We start from the raw sequence: 15712 nt of genomic DNA, 5'->3' as shown, positions 1-15712 counted from the left end.
ACATTAAGGTTTGGCTATTAGGCCTTGTGCTTCAAGTATTATAGTATCGGTTTGGTTACAATAATCATTCCATCGCGTAATTACATGATCAAAGACAGGGGGAAAAGTAATGGTATTATCCAGCATTGAGCAGAGATTTGAGCAACTGGAAACTAAACTGGCCTATCAGGAAGTTACCATTGAAGCGTTGAATCAAGAAGTCAGAAAACAGCAGGTAGAAATAGATAAGCTAAAAGAACATCTAAAATTAATGGCCGAACGGCTTAAAGCTCATCAGTCATCAATTATTGCACCACTTTCAGAAGAAACGCCTCCGCCCCATTACTGAAAAACAGATCCACTGAGGCCGCTTCTGGCTATCCAATTGGGGAAACGTTGACCAGGGAAGGCAAAGAAACCGACAAAAAGAGAAGCCAACCAGCTTCCCTTTTTTCAGCTAACCAGCTAATTTAGTGGCAACCACCGCCACAACAGCTATGACCTTCATGATCATGATGATCGTGATCACCGCAACCACCCTGACCATGTACGTGCCCATGAGCCAGTTCTTCTTCTGTCGCCTCACGAACCGCTACAATTTCAACATTGAATTTCAGGTTCTGACCAGCCAGCATATGATTACCATCAACAACAACTTCATCACCTTCTAAAGCGGTGATTTCAACAGGTACAGGTCCCATATCAGTATCCGCCAAGAAACGCATACCAACCTGTAACTCTTCTACTCCAACAAAAACATCTTTTGGTACGCGCTGAACTAAGTTCTCATCATATTGACCATACGCATCATTTGCTTCAACGCTAACATCAAAACGTTCACCAGCCTCACGGCCCTCCAACGCTTTTTCCAAACCGCTAATCAGGGAACCGCGGCCATGCAGATAGTCTAACGGTGCGCTCACCGGAGACTCATCAACTAAAACACCATCTTCTGCTCTTACTTGATAAGCCAAGCTGACCACCAAATCTTTTGCTACTTTCATGACATCTCCTACGATACCCAGGAAAAAACGTGGGGAAAATTGTTACGACTAAAAAAATGCCGCTGATTGTACCGGAATTCTACTTCACTGTACCTAGAGATGGAAAAATTTATCCGTTACCCATTGTAATTACATTGAGTTACTGAGGTGTAAAAATGCCGATAACTTGTTCCTGCTCTCTGATATGAGATGTTACAGCCTCATCAGTTTGTCGCTGGAGATGTCCACAGTGAACACACTCGACAATATCAACTTTGTTTTCCTGACACATTGCCAAAGTATCCTGTGACTGACACTTCGGGCACACAGCACCTGCTATAAAACGTTTACGACTCACTGACATACTTACCCCCATTGCTGTTCATGCTTGATGCAGATGCCCCCCCTAACCTGATTAATGTTTTACGCAGTAGTTCCACTTCGCTCACATCACCATGTTAGAGACAATAACATCAGTCCCCTTTCAGGACGTGTCAGGCCACCTATTTTCCGTTACCATGCATGCCAAGCTATCAAAACGAATACATATAATTTCATTATTAACTTAACATATCCCATACAGACAACATCATGATTGTTTTTTCTTCTCTGCAAATCCGTCGAGGTATTCGCGTCCTACTGGACAATGCCTGCGCAACCATCAATCCCGGACAAAAAGTGGGATTAGTTGGTAAAAATGGTTGTGGTAAATCAACCCTACTCTCATTACTGAAAGGTGAACTACAAGCTGAAAGTGGCTTAGCGACATTTCCCAACAATTGGGCTTTAGCATGGGTGAATCAGGAAACACCAGCTCTGGAGATTTCGGCTCTGGAACATGTGATCGATGGTGATCGTGAATTCCGCCAATTAGAGCAGAAACTGAAAATTGCCAACGAACAGAATGATGGGCATGCCATTGCACACCTTCACGGCTTGCTCGACACCATTCAGGCATGGACAATTCGTGCTCGTGCATCCAGTTTACTGCATGGTCTGGGATTCTCTCAGGCTCAACTGGAACAACCTGTCCGTTCATTTTCCGGTGGCTGGCGTATGCGACTTAATCTGGCTCAGGCACTGATTTGTCGTTCTGAGCTATTGTTGCTTGATGAACCCACCAACCACCTTGATCTGGATGCTGTAATCTGGCTCGAAAAATGGCTGAAAAACTATACAGGTACTTTAATCCTGATATCGCACGACAGAGATTTCCTCGATCCAATCATTGATAAAGTCCTGCACATCGAACAGCAGAACTTATTTGAATACACAGGCAATTACTCTTCCTTTGAACGGCAACGGGCAGCCAAACTTGCCCAGCAACAAGCCTTATACCAAAGCCAGCAAGAGAAAGTAGCGCATTTGCAAAGCTACATTGATCGTTTTCGTGCTAAAGCTTCTAAGGCAAAACAAGCCCAAAGCCGAATCAAAATGTTGGAACGAATGGAGCTGATTACACCTGCTCATGTTGATAACCCATTTCGTTTCAGTTTCCGCCAGCCAGACAGCCTGCCAAATCCACTATTAATTATGGAAAAAGTCAGTGCCGGATACGGAGATAAAATGGTACTGAACTCAATCAAATTAAATCTGGTTCCGGGTTCACGAATTGGCTTGTTGGGTCGTAACGGTGCAGGTAAATCAACCCTGATAAAATTACTAGCAGGGGAACTCGCCCCACAACGAGGAGAGATTTCCTTAGCTAAAGGCATCAAGCTAGGATATTTTGCACAACATCAGTTGGAATACCTTCGTGCAGATGAATCTCCTTTACAACATTTAGCCAGACTTGCTCCTCAGGAAACAGAACAACAGTTAAGAGATTATCTTGGTGGTTTTGGTTTCAAAGGTGACCAAGTGACCGATCCAACTGTCCGTTTCTCCGGAGGAGAAAAAGCCCGATTGGTGCTGGCGCTGATTGTCTGGCAACGCCCGAATCTTCTGTTGTTGGATGAACCGACCAACCACCTCGATCTCGATATGAGACAAGCATTGACTGAAGCCTTGATCGATTTCGATGGCGCTCTTGTTGTGGTATCGCACGACAGACACTTATTGCGTTCCACGACAGATGAACTTTATCTGGTACATGATGGCAAAGTAGAGCCTTTCAAAGGTGATTTGGAAGACTACCAGCAATGGCTAACAGAGTTACAACGTCAACAGTTGCGTGAAAGTCAGGAAAAAGAAAAAACAGCTCCCGGTACAGATGATTCTGTAAGTAACGTTCAGAATTACAGTGCACAAGAACGCAAAGATCAAAAACGGCGTGAAGCAGAATTCCGTAGCCAGACGCAACCATTGCGTAAGCAACTCACAGTTCTCGAAAAAGAGATAGAAAATTTAGGTACGAAACTGGCAAGTTTGGAAGAAAAACTTTCAGATAACACAATATATGAAAGTGAACGTAAAACTGAATTAACGGAATGCCTGCATCAACAAATAAAAACCAAGTCCAGACTGGAAGATATCGAAATGGAATGGCTGGATATTCAAGAGCAACTTGAAAAAATGACAGAAACATTTAACGCCAATCAGTAAGTTTATTACCATTCAATTATTGTTGAGCAATGATTATCGGGTATTGTAATTCAATACCCGATAATCATGCTTTATATGGCAAAGCGCCTAAACGTATTATGTGCACAGATAAGAATAGGAATTCATCTAAAACTAACTATCTTACTGACCGTAAAAATGATAAGTCATTTAATTAAAAGGTGTTTTTATAAATATAAAACATCAGTAATTCTAATAAACATTCTATGCTCCTTAACGAAAACTGCCTTATCATTTATAATTTAAATTTGATTTCAGAATCTGAGTACATTAAGAATAACAAAAAATAATTCACTGATTACTTATCAAATTATTTTACAAATTCGCCACCAATGCAGAAAAACTTTCGGCATCGTCAACCAAATCATCATCTATTGACTTACCCCATACTACACCTAAATCTATTTTCTTATCTGTTTCAATAATTTCTAACAAATTCATATAATAATCAGGAATTGCAGCAATCATTCGTTTAGGTACACATGCATAAGTACCGTTCTTTGTAATCATCTCCATAATTAACATAATATCATTTGTTTTTAATAACAAATTCATATTATCACCAGTATAAACAGGAAAAACATTCAGACAATCATTCAGGTCAATCACCTCTTTTTTTCCCGATGAATTGATCAGAAAATTCTTATGTTCAGATTTACTGTTTTCCGCTCTAAATTTAGATACCAATTGACTCCTTTTTCTAAAGATATAAACCAATTTTTCAGTAAAAGTTTTTTTCGGCTCTAACTGTGTCACAGCCACCAACGGCACTACGGCTACATGGAGCATTCCCACATTTAACAAACTAATCTGCTGTTCAACTGACAATCCTGTCATCAAAGCCAGAACAATATTCCCTTTCTTCCCTGCAAGCTGCCTTTCTATTTGCAAATAGTTATGAGTGGGAAAACAGGAGCCGATATATAGATGCCTGACAATTTCCTTTTTTGAATCAGACTGTACCTGACTTTTAAACTGCTCATAATGCGTTAAAAACTTCCTGGCATTTTCCAACGTCTTCTGCCCAAAATCTGTTAATCTTGTTCCACTTGGCCCCCTTCTGAATAATGAAGCACCCAGAATACCTTCCAGACCATGTATTTTTTTCGTCAAGGCAGGCTGAGAAAGGTAAAGTTTCTCTGAAGCCTTATGATAATTAAGAGTCTCAGCCAAAACGATGAAAGCTTCAAGATTGCGTATATCCATGTTCTTTCGCCCAATGGTTGTGAATAACGACAAAACATTACAGATTCATGGTGATAGCATTTTAACTTCGTGTTTCGCCAAAGGTCTTATCGGGACTACTGGTCAAAATGTTAACTAGTGAAATGTTAGTTAATAAGGATACAATCAGCAAAAGATTTACTATTGTGTTTTAATCACATAAATTAATAATTACATTTGTGATAAAGATGAAATATGATCTACCAGTACAGAAAAAGATAATAAATCCAACATCAAATAACTTCCGAACATTAAAATTAAGTTTAATAAAAACAAAATACCACACTATTAAACCACATGTGAATAGATTAATAATAAAAACCAAGAAAAGCATATCAAACTAGTTTACTCGTATAATGACATACCCCATAGTTTATTCATGTGTTCTTATAATAAAATCTATCCATATCTTTATCACCAATTCATAATTAACACATATCACGTGTTAATTTTAAAACACATCCATCTCCATAATACAATTTGGAACCTATTGAAGAAAATAAATAACAAAGTATTTATTAATCAGAATCTGAGTAAAATACAACATTTATGACAACTTATTTTATAGAGTGATATTACCTATATAATATGCCTATCCTTATTCCAAGTTTTTAACTTCTTAGATATAGGAACATTCTGTATTTATATATTATTGCATAAGTAAGGCATGGCGGCCATCCCCGTTATTGCTGTTATGCCTGCTGTAAGGTCTTTCAGTTGGAATACACCTATCAAGCCTGCACAGCCCGGTGTTAAAGAGCAGGTTATCGATATGGCAATGAATAACGGAGGGATCCGCGACACCGCCCGTGTCCTGAAAGTGGCCACAAGCACCGTCATGACAGCGCTAAAAATTTACACACCGAAACGTGACGACGCGTCCTCTTGACGGGGATAACATTCAGCTTATCTGTGAAATGGATGAGCAAGGGTCGTTTGTGGGGAACAAGAAAAATCAACGCTGGCTCTGGTATGCCTGGGAACCTAGTCTGAAACGAATAGTGGCGCCTATTTTTGGGGATCGCAGCCGGAAAACATTAGACAAACTGCTTGCCCTTTTATCGCCCTTTAATATTCGGTTTTATTGTACGGATAATTATGCTGTATATGACAGCCTCCCAGAGGAAGAACACCTGACTGGGAAGACATTCACCCAATGTTTAGAAAGAAACAATTTAACGCATCGAACCCGGATAAAAAGACTGAATCGAAAAACGATAGAATATTCTAAATCTAAGGAAATGCACGATAAAGTGATTGGCACTTTCATTGAGCGTGAGAACTATTTTTAATAAGATATCTAACCATTTAATACACAATTGGTTCTTATAGGTTGGCCTGATACCATATTAATCAATGAATTAAATATTTAAGAAAATAAAAAACACAGGCTAAAAAAACCAAACCTGTGTTTCTGTCATCAATATTTATTTTTAACCCGCTAATTTACACAACAATCTGCCAAAATGATTAGGATTGGTGTCTGTTTTGTCTTTACCTTTTTCACTGTCTTTATCGTAATAATATAAGATGAATTCTGACGATTTTTCATCAACAGCCACTTTTATCTTTTCATCATCAGGTAAAACGCCGAAGCCTGGGAACCCCAGATATTCATTTTTCAATGAAGAACTATCTGTAGATGTCGATCCCACAACATCCTTTTCAGTTACTGATATAGCTTTACGTGACCATGAATAGCCAGATTCAAGAGTTTCACATTTACCGTTTCCAAAGTTGTTTCTTAATTCTACATAGCCAACTTCGGGGCTAAAAATATATCTCTGTGGATTAAATGTGTATTCATACGTATATTTAGCCCCTGTATCGGAATCAGTCACTGTCGCAATAACGGTTGCTTTTTTAGAAGCATTAAAATGTTCAGCAGGGAAAGTTATATTCCCTACATGATCTATTTTTACAAGGTTGGTCGAAGATTCATAAGTGACACGCTCTTTTTCTCCAGCAATATGTTCAGGGAGATCTTCTGGTTCAGATGCTTCTTTTGTTAACTTAATAATTAAATTATTAAAAACATTGTAAGGCTTTTTCCGCCCCTTTTCATCAGTAGTCTCATTTGTATAAATATAGATGGCATGACTATCAGGGGAAATTAACTTTAGCCCCGCAGCTTGTGAAACAGCTTTAAAACTCACTGGTGTTCTCGCAACTATAGAATATGATTTATTAGCATCAATAGTAACGTTCACTTTGGCTATGATGTCATCCACTCCCACATTACTCACCAATGAAGCAATTAAATATCCCTCATTATCTGTAGTCGTCCGAATATCTTGAAAATGTAAGTCTTTTCTCGGCAACCTATCATTTTCAAAGCCCCATATTACTTGCTTTAAGCGATGGTTAAGCAGTGGCTTCCCACTGTCCGGATCGATAATTAAAATCCTATAGGTATACATATCCTTCCCATTCCCGTAGAGAGCCTCTTTTGGGAAGACGTCCATATCAGGCAATCGAACCCTGTGATCCAGCACGATGTTATTATTTCTTTCCACCAAATCATAACGGCTGCCCGCCAGTGTACGCATTGATGCAACGTTATCTGGTGATAATTGAATGCTAAGCGGGACACCGAATCTATAGTTTAAATTGGCCTGAAACCGGGCTTCACTGTGCCCGCCACTACTATGTCTGTAATCCACACCCATCGTTATCAATGGAATTGGTGTGTAACTCAGGCCCACTTTGGCAAGAGCGGGATTTTTCTGTTTAGTGTCACGATTAAACAAGGTAACGTTATCACCAAAGTACTGTTCATAACTCAGCTTACCTCCGAGATTCGGATATGCTGGCAAGAAGAATTCACTATTGAGATCAAAACCATTGGCAGGACGCTCTTCCCAGTTTTCCTCTTTCAGTGACTTTCGCCATTTGCTCAGACGCAGGTAAGCATTGGCTGAGAATTTTAGGTAATCAGTCCACGCTTCGCCACCCAACCCCAAACGTTTATTGCGTCCTGTGACGTCATGGTCGAAGAAGGTATTGAAACCATACATCCAGTCAGATGTGAAATAACGCCCACCGAGCCCCAAATTAACGGTATGGCGGCTATCTTTATTGCGATAACCCAGCTGGGAGAAAAACAACCAGTCCGCTTTATTATCGTAGAGAGGCAATAACAGATCTAATGAGCTGTTATCCAGCTTGCCTTTTCTGTCGAGGGATAAATTCACTTTAGCTGTCCCAAATTGGGACAGCCATTTTTGTACTTCACTATTTATTGTTCCATTTAATCTACCTAAAGCGTAGGATGTGGCTTGTTCAGTCAGTTGGGCTGAAGAGGATGACAATAAACCACCTATCATATGAATATTTTGAATAATAATACTTGATTTATCTTTTTCTGTTTCGTCAAATTTATTTTCATTATTTATATCCTGTAAAAATGTTTTTACGTTTTTATCTTCATGATTACTTTCACTCACTGAAAATGTATTCATGGAGATAAACAGCAAGCAAAAAGAACATATTAATATTAAAAACCGTATGAATTCATTAATAAAAACAAGCTTCATAGATCAGTTCCTCAATAAAATACAGGGAGTTACCAGAGACTGGCATCAGATATTCAACACTTTTTTCACAACCAACATAAATTAGAAAATTCTTTTATTGCTACGTAATAAAAGGTCTTCATCAAGCAATAGATAAAAGGAATCAATTTTATTTATCAGGTGAGTAATTAATTCTATATTTATGAATATGGTGTTTACGATTACTCTGAATGAACAAAAAAAATAAAAAAACAGTCTGAAATATGAAAGCTATATTATGTGATCAGTGCGATAATTCAGTATTTATGAATTACCTAAAATCATTCCATCACATGCAGCAGGAAAAAATGATGAAAATCAATCTGAATAATCTGGTGACTGAAAGCCGTAACCCCGCCAGTGCTCATATTGATGAGTTATCAACACTCGATATGCTCAGCGTTATCAATGATGAAGACAAAAAAGTCGCCGTTGCGGTTGAGCAAACACTACCTCAGGTTGCTCTCGTAGTTGATAAAGTTGCAGAAGCTTTCCGTCAGGGGGGACGCTTAATCTATAGCGGAGCAGGAACATCAGGGCGATTAGGGATTTTGGATGCCAGCGAATGTCCACCAACCTACGGCACCAAACCGGAACAAGTGGTCGGTTTAATTGCCGGCGGGCATCAGGCAATTTTGAAAGCTGTCGAAAATGCGGAAGATAATCGGCAACTAGGCGCAGATGATCTTGGAGAGCTACACTTTAATGAAAGAGATGTGCTGGTTGGAATTGCCGCCAGTGGCCGGACACCCTACGTGTTAGGAGCGATGGAGTATGCCAAATCAGTGGGAGCAACTGTCGCTTGTATCAGTTGTAACCCTGACAGCCCGATGACCAAGCTGGCTGATATCACTATCACCCCCATTGTAGGGTCGGAAGTTGTAACAGGTTCCTCCCGTATGAAAGCCGGTACAGCGCAAAAACTGGTGCTGAATATGATCACGACAGGAGCCATGATCCGTACTGGTAAGGTATATGGCAATTTGATGGTGGATGTGGAAGCCACTAATGCTAAGTTAGTTGAACGACAAAAAAATATTGTCATGGCTGCTACTGAGTGCAGCAGGGAAACGGCAGAGCAAGCCCTGAACGCCTGTAACGGTCACTGCAAAACTGCAATTGTGATGATTCTATCGGGGATCAGTGCCGAAAAAGCCAGAATGTTATTAACAGAACATCAAGGGTTCATCCGGCCAGCGATTTCAACCGCTCGATAATCATTACCTTTTCTTTGTAGAAGTTAAATCGCAGGGGTGGTACGTGGCTAAGATTAATTCAGATATGTTGGTTGAAATTCTTCACGCCATTGGTGGAACAAGTAATGTCATACATAGTGGCAACTGTATGACCCGTCTGAGATTGACGTTACGTGATGATTCTCTGGTCGATAAGGCTAAACTGAAGCTAATGCCCGGCGTTCTGAGTGTAATTGAAAGTAATGAACAACTCCAGATTGTCCTCGGCCCCGGTAAGGCCCAAGCAGCGGCGGATATGATGAATGAACTATTAAGTTCTGCTGATCTTCCCGCCTCTGAACATCACTCGGCAAATTTGAAAGAAATTGCCTCTTCCAATAAAAAACACCTCAAAGAGAAACAAACCAGTTCAATCCATAAATTCCTTACCAAATTTGCCACCATTTTTACTCCCCTGATCCCCGGTTTTATCGCTGTTGGTCTACTACTGGGCCTTGCAACTCTGCTGGAGCAAATTTTCATTCAGGGTGCTGCACAATCCAACGCGGTATTGGTTGAAATGATCGGCTATATGAAGATTTTCAGTAAAGGAATGTTCACTTTTTTCAGTATTTTGATTGGTTACAATGCGCAGAAAGCTTTTGGCGGTTCAGGCGTTAATGGTGCCATCATCGCTTCCCTGTTTATTTTGGGTTATAACCCTGACGCCACCAGCAGCTTTTATTCTGGTATCAGCAACTTCTTTGGCTTTGCTATCGACCCACGGGGAAATATTATCGGGGTATTAATTGCCTGTATCCTGGGAGCCTGGATTGAGAAGCAGATCCGTAAGATCATGCCCGCTGATCTGGACATGATCCTGACCTCTGCTATCACGCTGCTTATCATGGGCGCAGTTACTTTTATTGTAATTATGCCGATAGGAAGTTATCTGTTTACAGCAATGTCATGGCTTTTCACCAATCTGAATGGTAATCCATTCGGTACAGCCATTTTGGCAGGGCTGTTCCTGATCGCTGTGATGTTCGGTGTGCATCAGGGTTTTGTGCCAGTCTATTTTGCTCTGGTAGAAACGCAAGGGTTTAATTCCCTGTTTCCGATTCTGGCAATGGCAGGAGCAGGGCAAGTGGGTTCTGCGCTGGCGCTATATGTGAGAGCCAAAAAAGATTCGTTGCTACGCACTCAAATCAAAGGAGCTATTATTCCGGGCTTTTTAGGGATCGGTGAGCCCTTAATTTATGGGGTGACATTGCCTCACATCAAACCTTTTGTTACCGCCTGTTTTGGTGGCGCAGCTGGTGGCTTTTTTGTCGGCCTGATTGCCTGGTTTGGATTACCTGTCGGCCTGAATACGGTTTTCGGCCCCTCCGGTGTAGTTGCTCTGCCCTTAATGACATCCCAAACAGGCATTTTCATGGGCATGGCGGTATACGGTGCGGGGCTGATTGTTTCGTATATCAGCGGCTTTGTGCTGACGTTTTTCTTTGGCAGCAAGAATATTGATTTGAGCTGATTCAGCTAATCCAGATTAATGGTACACAAGCCGCTGTCAAAAGCCCCATCACGATATTGAAAGTAAACCATGCCGTGCGGCTTTTTAACAGACGGCCAATCATAGCCCCCAAAATAAGCCATATCATCCCGGTGACTGTATTACACAATAACATCACCACGCTGATGACCAGAATGGAATGGATATATAAATCCCCTGCTAAACTGTAGCTACTGATAGCCCCTAACCCCATCATCCATGCTTTCGGGTTCAAAAACTGCAATAACCAGCCTTGATGACCTTTAATGGGTATCCCAAGGGATTGTGTAGCCTCCAGCCGTTTGTATTGTGCAGTCACCGTCTTCCAGGCCAACCACAGTAAATACAGGCTACCGAGCACTTTCAGGCCTGTGTGTATGGCCGGATATACCAGCAGTAACGCAGCAATACCAAAAGCAGACAACAACAGGACAGTTTGCATCCCAAGAACAATTCCCAACAACAGTATCAATGAGCGGCAGAGCCCAAAGTTAGCACCAGATGATGTCAGTAACATATTATTCGGGCCAGGCGTAATCGCGGAGATAAACATAAATGTACTCAGTGAGAATATCAGGCTGGCGGTCATGGCGTGCTTTATCCCTCAATTATTGACATTTCCTTTCTAAGAAAATAGCAGTATGTTATTCAGCACACAAGGCCAGTTAACAATGAAAGTTAAACTCAAAAACATCCCCAAAACTAAGCAATACCAGCAGCTAATATAATGTGATATGGAGCGACCACAATGATTATCCCGTGGCAACAAGTAGAACCCGATACTCTACTTAACTTGATCGAGAATTTTGTCTTACGGGAAGGCACCGACTACGGTGAACTTGAAAAAACACTGGAACAAAAAGTACAGGATGTAAAACGCCAGCTTGAGCGAGGTGAAGCCCTGCTGGTTTGGTCTGAATTGCATGAGACTGTCAATATCATACCTAAGGAGATGTTTCGTCCATAGTTTCATATCATTTCCGGTTCAATAACATTTCATTCAACATCTGTTTGTTTTATTGGCCTAATACTGCTGATTACGAGAAAGATCATCCCAACTTTTTAATGATAAGGAGTCTGTTCTTATGTCTTCCAAACACCCTGTCATCGCCATAACCGGCTCTAGCGGAGCCGGAACAACCACCACCAGTGTGGCATTTCGCAAGATTTTCCAACAACTCGGCATCACTGCCGCACTTATTGAAGGGGATAGTTTCCACCGTTATACCCGCCCTGAAATGGACGCAGAAATACGTAAAGCGAAAGAACAAGGCAGGCACATCAGTTATTTCGGGCCAGAAGCCAATGATTTCCATATGCTGGAGAAGACATTCTTTGAATATGGGGAAACAGGTACTGGCCGCTGGCGGAAATATCTGCATACTTATGATGAAGCGGTTCCCTATAACCAAGTACCGGGGACATTCACACCCTGGGAATCGCTGCCATCAAACACCGATATGCTGTTTTATGAAGGGTTACATGGTGGTGTTGTTACTCCGCAATACAATGTCGCCGAATTAGTTGATCTACTGATTGGTGTTGTTCCCATCGTCAACCTTGAATGGATACAAAAGCTCATTCGCGATACCAGTGAACGCGGGCATTCAAGGGAAGCGGTTATGGATTCCATGGTTCGTTCAATGGATGATTATATTCGCTATATTACGCCACAGTTTTCCCGCACTCACATCAACTTTCAACGCGTTCCTACTGTTGATACTTCCAACCCCTTCTCCGCCAAAGCCATTCCTTCTTTAGACGAAAGTTTTATCGTCATCCGCTTCCGTGGTCTGAGCCAAATCGATTTCCCGTATTTACTGGCCATGCTTCAGGGTTCGTTTATCTCCAGCATAAATACTATCGTCGTTCCGGGTGGAAAAATGGGACTGGCAATGGAGTTAATTATGGCTCCGTTAGTTCAACAATTATTGGAAGGCAAAAAAATTTCCTGAATTAAGCACAAGTTAATTATCAATAACACAGGTAACAAAAAATAATGTTACCTGTGACAAAACATCAACTATTCACCCATTTATAAATAAAAATGTAGTAAATGAGGTTCTGCAAACAGTTTTCTGGTAATTTGTTAACTGGTTTTATATGCTGAAGCGATACAGGAGAAGACAGAAACGCTTTCCTGTGTTACAAACAGAGTTACAAGCGAAACTGGCAGGTTTTATGGATCTGGCTGACTACACCGATATGTTAGCCTCCTTATAAGCCTATATAAAATTCTTACTTGTCAGTTTTTCAGCAAGTTAATATGTTAATCTATTGACTTTATAAAGCCAGCCTGATGAGAAACTGTCAGTTTCTCAGAACATAAAGGCAGAAATAACAACAGAGGATAAAGCGAATGGTTCTCGGCAAGCCACAAACAGACCCTACTCTTGAATGGTTTTTGTCACACTGCCATATTCACAAATATCCATCCAAGAGCACGCTTATTCATCAAGGCGAGAAAGCAGAAACGCTTTACTACATTGTTAAAGGTTCAGTTGCTGTTCTAATAAAAGATGAAGAAGGTAAAGAAATGATCCTTTCTTATTTAAATCAGGGGGATTTTATTGGTGAGCTTGGATTGTTTGAAGAAGGGCAAGAGCGTACTGCATGGGTGCGAGCTAAGAGCGCCTGTGAAGTAGCTGAAATTTCCTATAAGAAATTTCGCCAGTTAATTCAGGTTAATCCCGATATTCTGATGCGTTTATCCGCTCAAATGGCAAGCCGCTTACAAACAACATCGGAAAAAGTTGGAAACCTGGCATTCCTGGATGTGACAGGTCGCATTGCACAGACATTGCTCAATCTTGCCAAACAGCCTGATGCAATGACCCATCCTGATGGTATGCAAATCAAAATTACACGTCAGGAAATTGGGCAGATTGTCGGATGTTCCCGTGAAACAGTCGGCCGCATTCTGAAAATGCTGGAAGATCAAAACCTGATCTCTGCGCACGGCAAAACGATTGTCGTTTATGGAACCCGCTAGTTCCTGAAATTGCGCTTGAATTAGGCCAGTGCAGCCCATAGAGCACTGGCTTTTTGCTTTCCATCCTTCAGCTTTTCTCATCCCTTAAAAAAATGAAACCCGCTGGCGCATAAATTAGTGATATAAACTGCCCACAGCTGCTTCGTAAAAAATGGCCGTAAACAACCGCCAAAAAGAGGGATTAAATCGTTCTTCGTTAATACTTAAGAAAATTATTCAGCAGTTCATGCCCTTGTTCACTCAGGATGCTTTCCGGATGGAACTGCACGCCTTCCAAGGGGAGGGTTCGGTGGCGTATTCCCATTATCTCATCCACATTACCATCATGCTGGCTCCATGCCGTAACTTCAAAGGATGCAGGTAACGTTTCTGCGGCGATGACCAAAGAGTGGTAACGGGTAACAGTCAGCGGACGATTCAATCCCCTAAATACACCTTGTTGGTTATGGTGAATTAAACAGGTTTTTCCGTGCATTACCTCACGGGCTTTAACAACACTCGCGCCAAAAGCCTGACCAATCGCCTGATGTCCGAGACACACCCCCAGAATTGGCAATTTCCCGGCAAAGTGTGAAATGGCTTCCAGCGAGATCCCTGATTCATCTGGTGTACAAGGTCCCGGAGAGATCACTAAATGAGTCGGTGCCAATTTCTCGATATCTTCAAGCTGTAATTCATCATTACGCTTAACTAAAACATTCGTCCCCAACTCACAAAAATATTGATATAAATTGAATGTAAAAGAGTCGTAGTTATCTATTATTAATAACATAGGAGTTCATCCTACTGATTTTTATAGTTTTATATATTGCGTTGTCCTATTGGACATTATGCGTTCTGTATCACGGTAAAATTAGGTAAAGCAGCACCAACGGTAGCGGGACACTCATCATACCACATAGGCATTTTTAAAATAGGGGCAGGAGTTACCGCCAGATAGCGGCATATATTCATAGTGCGGTTTTTTTCGTGCGAAAACGATAGAGGAATGAGAGAGGGAGACGGCACTTTAAAAACTCTGAAACTTCAAAAAAGGTGTAATAATAGGCAAATACCGTCTCATTCTCTATCTTTCAGGCCAAAAAACGTGGTTTTCTCATCAAGGTTATTGGGAAACAACCTTTGCAGAAAGGATCACAATCGGTTTCACAGGAACATTTTGGTAAGGCCCAACATTTTCTGTTTTGACCTGAGAAATTTTGTCAACCACATCCATCCCTTTCACTACCTTACCAAAGACGGCATAGCCAAAATCACGCTGACCGTGGTCAAGAAAAGCATTATCAGTCACATTAATGAAAAACTGACTGGTTGCACTATCCTTATCTGCGGTGCGCGCCATCGCAATTGTTCCACGCAAGTTACGTAATCCATTATCGGCTTCATTTTTGATTGGAGCTTTGGTTACTTTCTGTTTCATATCTTTTGTAAAGCCCCCTCCCTGAATCATGAAACCGGGAATGACGCGATGGAAAATCGTATTGTTATAAAAACCCTCATTCACATACTCAACGAAATTCTTTGTGGTAATCGGTGCCTTATTGCTATCCAGTTCAAGCTCTATTTCACCTGCTGATGTCACCAGCTTCACGTGAGTTTCGGCAGCCAATGCTGGAGCAGACATTACACTGATAGCACATGCCGTCATAAGCGACACAAAAATATGTTTAAACATTGATGGTTCCTTTATT

At 41.1% G+C, this 15712-nt stretch carries 14 protein-coding genes and 1 pseudogene; 8 read left to right on the top strand and 7 right to left on the bottom strand.

Translation table 11 applies throughout. The features are described 5' to 3' along the window. Positions 1–109 precede the first annotated feature (109 nt). Complete coding sequence (locus HGO23_RS01425; RefSeq protein ID WP_099134956.1) at positions 110–328, top strand: SlyX family protein; 219 nt, start codon at positions 110–112, stop codon at positions 326–328. 121 nt (positions 329–449) lie between these two features. On the opposite strand, the gene slyD is transcribed toward HGO23_RS01425, so the two are convergent. Both slyD and HGO23_RS01415 read right to left on the bottom strand, forming a co-directional pair. Next, positions 450–983 carry a peptidylprolyl isomerase gene (slyD, locus tag HGO23_RS01420; RefSeq protein WP_209027700.1) on the bottom strand — a complete coding sequence of 178 codons (534 nt, stop codon included), beginning with the start codon at positions 981–983 and terminating at the stop codon, positions 450–452. A gap of 139 nt (positions 984–1122) precedes the next feature. After that, positions 1123–1326 carry a YheV family putative zinc ribbon protein gene (locus HGO23_RS01415; RefSeq protein ID WP_209027698.1) on the bottom strand — a complete coding sequence of 68 codons (204 nt, stop codon included), beginning with the start codon at positions 1324–1326 and terminating at the stop codon, positions 1123–1125. A gap of 227 nt (positions 1327–1553) precedes the next feature. On the opposite strand from HGO23_RS01415, the gene HGO23_RS01410 reads away from it, so the two are divergent. Continuing rightward, entirely contained in the window at positions 1554–3506 is a 1953-nt protein-coding gene (locus HGO23_RS01410; protein ID WP_209027696.1) for an ABC transporter ATP-binding protein, read from the top strand. 333 nt (positions 3507–3839) lie between these two features. Here the strand turns inward: HGO23_RS01410 and HGO23_RS01405 are convergent, their stop codons facing one another. Beyond that, positions 3840–4730, bottom strand: a complete 891-nt coding sequence (locus tag HGO23_RS01405) for a LysR family transcriptional regulator (RefSeq protein WP_099134952.1) — start codon at positions 4728–4730, stop codon at positions 3840–3842. A gap of 681 nt (positions 4731–5411) precedes the next feature. Between HGO23_RS01405 and HGO23_RS01400 the strand changes: the two are divergent. Beyond that, positions 5412–6040 (top strand): annotated as a pseudogene (locus HGO23_RS01400) (IS1 family transposase); the annotation flags it as partial. A 141-nt stretch (positions 6041–6181) separates the two neighbouring features. On the opposite strand, the gene HGO23_RS01395 reads toward HGO23_RS01400, so the two are convergent. Next, positions 6182–8284: an inverse autotransporter beta domain-containing protein gene (locus tag HGO23_RS01395; protein WP_099134951.1), complete on the bottom strand. Its 2103-nt coding sequence runs from the start codon at positions 8282–8284 to the stop codon at positions 6182–6184. A gap of 329 nt (positions 8285–8613) precedes the next feature. Here HGO23_RS01395 and murQ point away from each other — a divergent pair, with 329 nt between their 5' ends. Both murQ and murP read left to right on the top strand, forming a co-directional pair. After that, positions 8614–9519: an N-acetylmuramic acid 6-phosphate etherase gene (murQ, locus tag HGO23_RS01390; protein WP_209028673.1), complete on the top strand. Its 906-nt coding sequence runs from the start codon at positions 8614–8616 to the stop codon at positions 9517–9519. A gap of 43 nt (positions 9520–9562) precedes the next feature. Next, entirely contained in the window at positions 9563–11011 is a 1449-nt protein-coding gene (gene murP / locus HGO23_RS01385; protein WP_209027694.1) for a PTS N-acetylmuramic acid transporter subunit IIBC, read from the top strand. 1 nt (position 11012) lies between these two features. Here the strand turns inward: murP and HGO23_RS01380 are convergent, their stop codons facing one another. Beyond that, positions 11013–11618 carry a LysE family translocator gene (locus tag HGO23_RS01380; protein ID WP_099134948.1) on the bottom strand — a complete coding sequence of 202 codons (606 nt, stop codon included), beginning with the start codon at positions 11616–11618 and terminating at the stop codon, positions 11013–11015. 159 nt (positions 11619–11777) lie between these two features. On the opposite strand from HGO23_RS01380, the gene HGO23_RS01375 reads away from it, so the two are divergent. From HGO23_RS01375 to crp, 3 genes are all read left to right on the top strand, one after another. Continuing rightward, positions 11778–11996 (top strand): YheU family protein, encoded by a 219-nt coding sequence (locus HGO23_RS01375; protein ID WP_209027692.1) that lies wholly within the window; start codon positions 11778–11780, stop codon positions 11994–11996. Between the two features lie 118 nt (positions 11997–12114). Then, positions 12115–12984 carry a phosphoribulokinase gene (locus HGO23_RS01370; protein ID WP_099134946.1) on the top strand — a complete coding sequence of 290 codons (870 nt, stop codon included), beginning with the start codon at positions 12115–12117 and terminating at the stop codon, positions 12982–12984. A gap of 404 nt (positions 12985–13388) precedes the next feature. Then, positions 13389–14021 (top strand): cAMP-activated global transcriptional regulator CRP, encoded by a 633-nt coding sequence (crp, locus tag HGO23_RS01365; RefSeq protein WP_004240730.1) that lies wholly within the window; start codon positions 13389–13391, stop codon positions 14019–14021. A gap of 196 nt (positions 14022–14217) precedes the next feature. On the opposite strand, the gene HGO23_RS01360 is transcribed toward crp, so the two are convergent. After that, entirely contained in the window at positions 14218–14793 is a 576-nt protein-coding gene (locus HGO23_RS01360; RefSeq protein WP_099134945.1) for an aminodeoxychorismate synthase component II, read from the bottom strand. A gap of 333 nt (positions 14794–15126) precedes the next feature. After that, positions 15127–15696: a peptidylprolyl isomerase A gene (gene ppiA, locus HGO23_RS01355; RefSeq protein ID WP_209027690.1), complete on the bottom strand. Its 570-nt coding sequence runs from the start codon at positions 15694–15696 to the stop codon at positions 15127–15129. Positions 15697–15712: the final 16 nt, after the last annotated feature.

It is taken from the genome of Xenorhabdus budapestensis (assembly GCF_017743015.1).
Classification (GTDB): Bacteria; Pseudomonadota; Gammaproteobacteria; order Enterobacterales; family Enterobacteriaceae; genus Xenorhabdus; species Xenorhabdus budapestensis.
Note: the sequence above shows the minus strand (reverse complement) of the source record. Positions and strands in the feature narration are given on the sequence as shown.

What these genes read in the sequence shown, in the direction of transcription:
- HGO23_RS01425 (WP_099134956.1), top strand. Translation starts at nt 110, where the DNA reads ATGGTATTATCCAGCATTGAGCAGAGATTTGAGCAACTGGAAACTAAA.
- slyD (WP_209027700.1), bottom strand. Translation starts at nt 983, where the DNA reads ATGAAAGTAGCAAAAGATTTGGTGGTCAGCTTGGCTTATCAAGTAAGA.
- HGO23_RS01415 (WP_209027698.1), bottom strand. Translation starts at nt 1,326, where the DNA reads ATGTCAGTGAGTCGTAAACGTTTTATAGCAGGTGCTGTGTGCCCGAAG.
- HGO23_RS01410 (WP_209027696.1), top strand. Translation starts at nt 1,554, where the DNA reads ATGATTGTTTTTTCTTCTCTGCAAATCCGTCGAGGTATTCGCGTCCTA.
- HGO23_RS01405 (WP_099134952.1), bottom strand. Translation starts at nt 4,730, where the DNA reads ATGGATATACGCAATCTTGAAGCTTTCATCGTTTTGGCTGAGACTCTT.
- HGO23_RS01395 (WP_099134951.1), bottom strand. Translation starts at nt 8,284, where the DNA reads ATGAAGCTTGTTTTTATTAATGAATTCATACGGTTTTTAATATTAATA.
- murQ (WP_209028673.1), top strand. Translation starts at nt 8,614, where the DNA reads ATGAAAATCAATCTGAATAATCTGGTGACTGAAAGCCGTAACCCCGCC.
- HGO23_RS01380 (WP_099134948.1), bottom strand. Translation starts at nt 11,618, where the DNA reads ATGACCGCCAGCCTGATATTCTCACTGAGTACATTTATGTTTATCTCC.
- HGO23_RS01375 (WP_209027692.1), top strand. Translation starts at nt 11,778, where the DNA reads ATGATTATCCCGTGGCAACAAGTAGAACCCGATACTCTACTTAACTTG.
- HGO23_RS01370 (WP_099134946.1), top strand. Translation starts at nt 12,115, where the DNA reads ATGTCTTCCAAACACCCTGTCATCGCCATAACCGGCTCTAGCGGAGCC.
- crp (WP_004240730.1), top strand. Translation starts at nt 13,389, where the DNA reads ATGGTTCTCGGCAAGCCACAAACAGACCCTACTCTTGAATGGTTTTTG.
- HGO23_RS01360 (WP_099134945.1), bottom strand. Translation starts at nt 14,793, where the DNA reads ATGTTATTAATAATAGATAACTACGACTCTTTTACATTCAATTTATAT.
- ppiA (WP_209027690.1), bottom strand. Translation starts at nt 15,696, where the DNA reads ATGTTTAAACATATTTTTGTGTCGCTTATGACGGCATGTGCTATCAGT.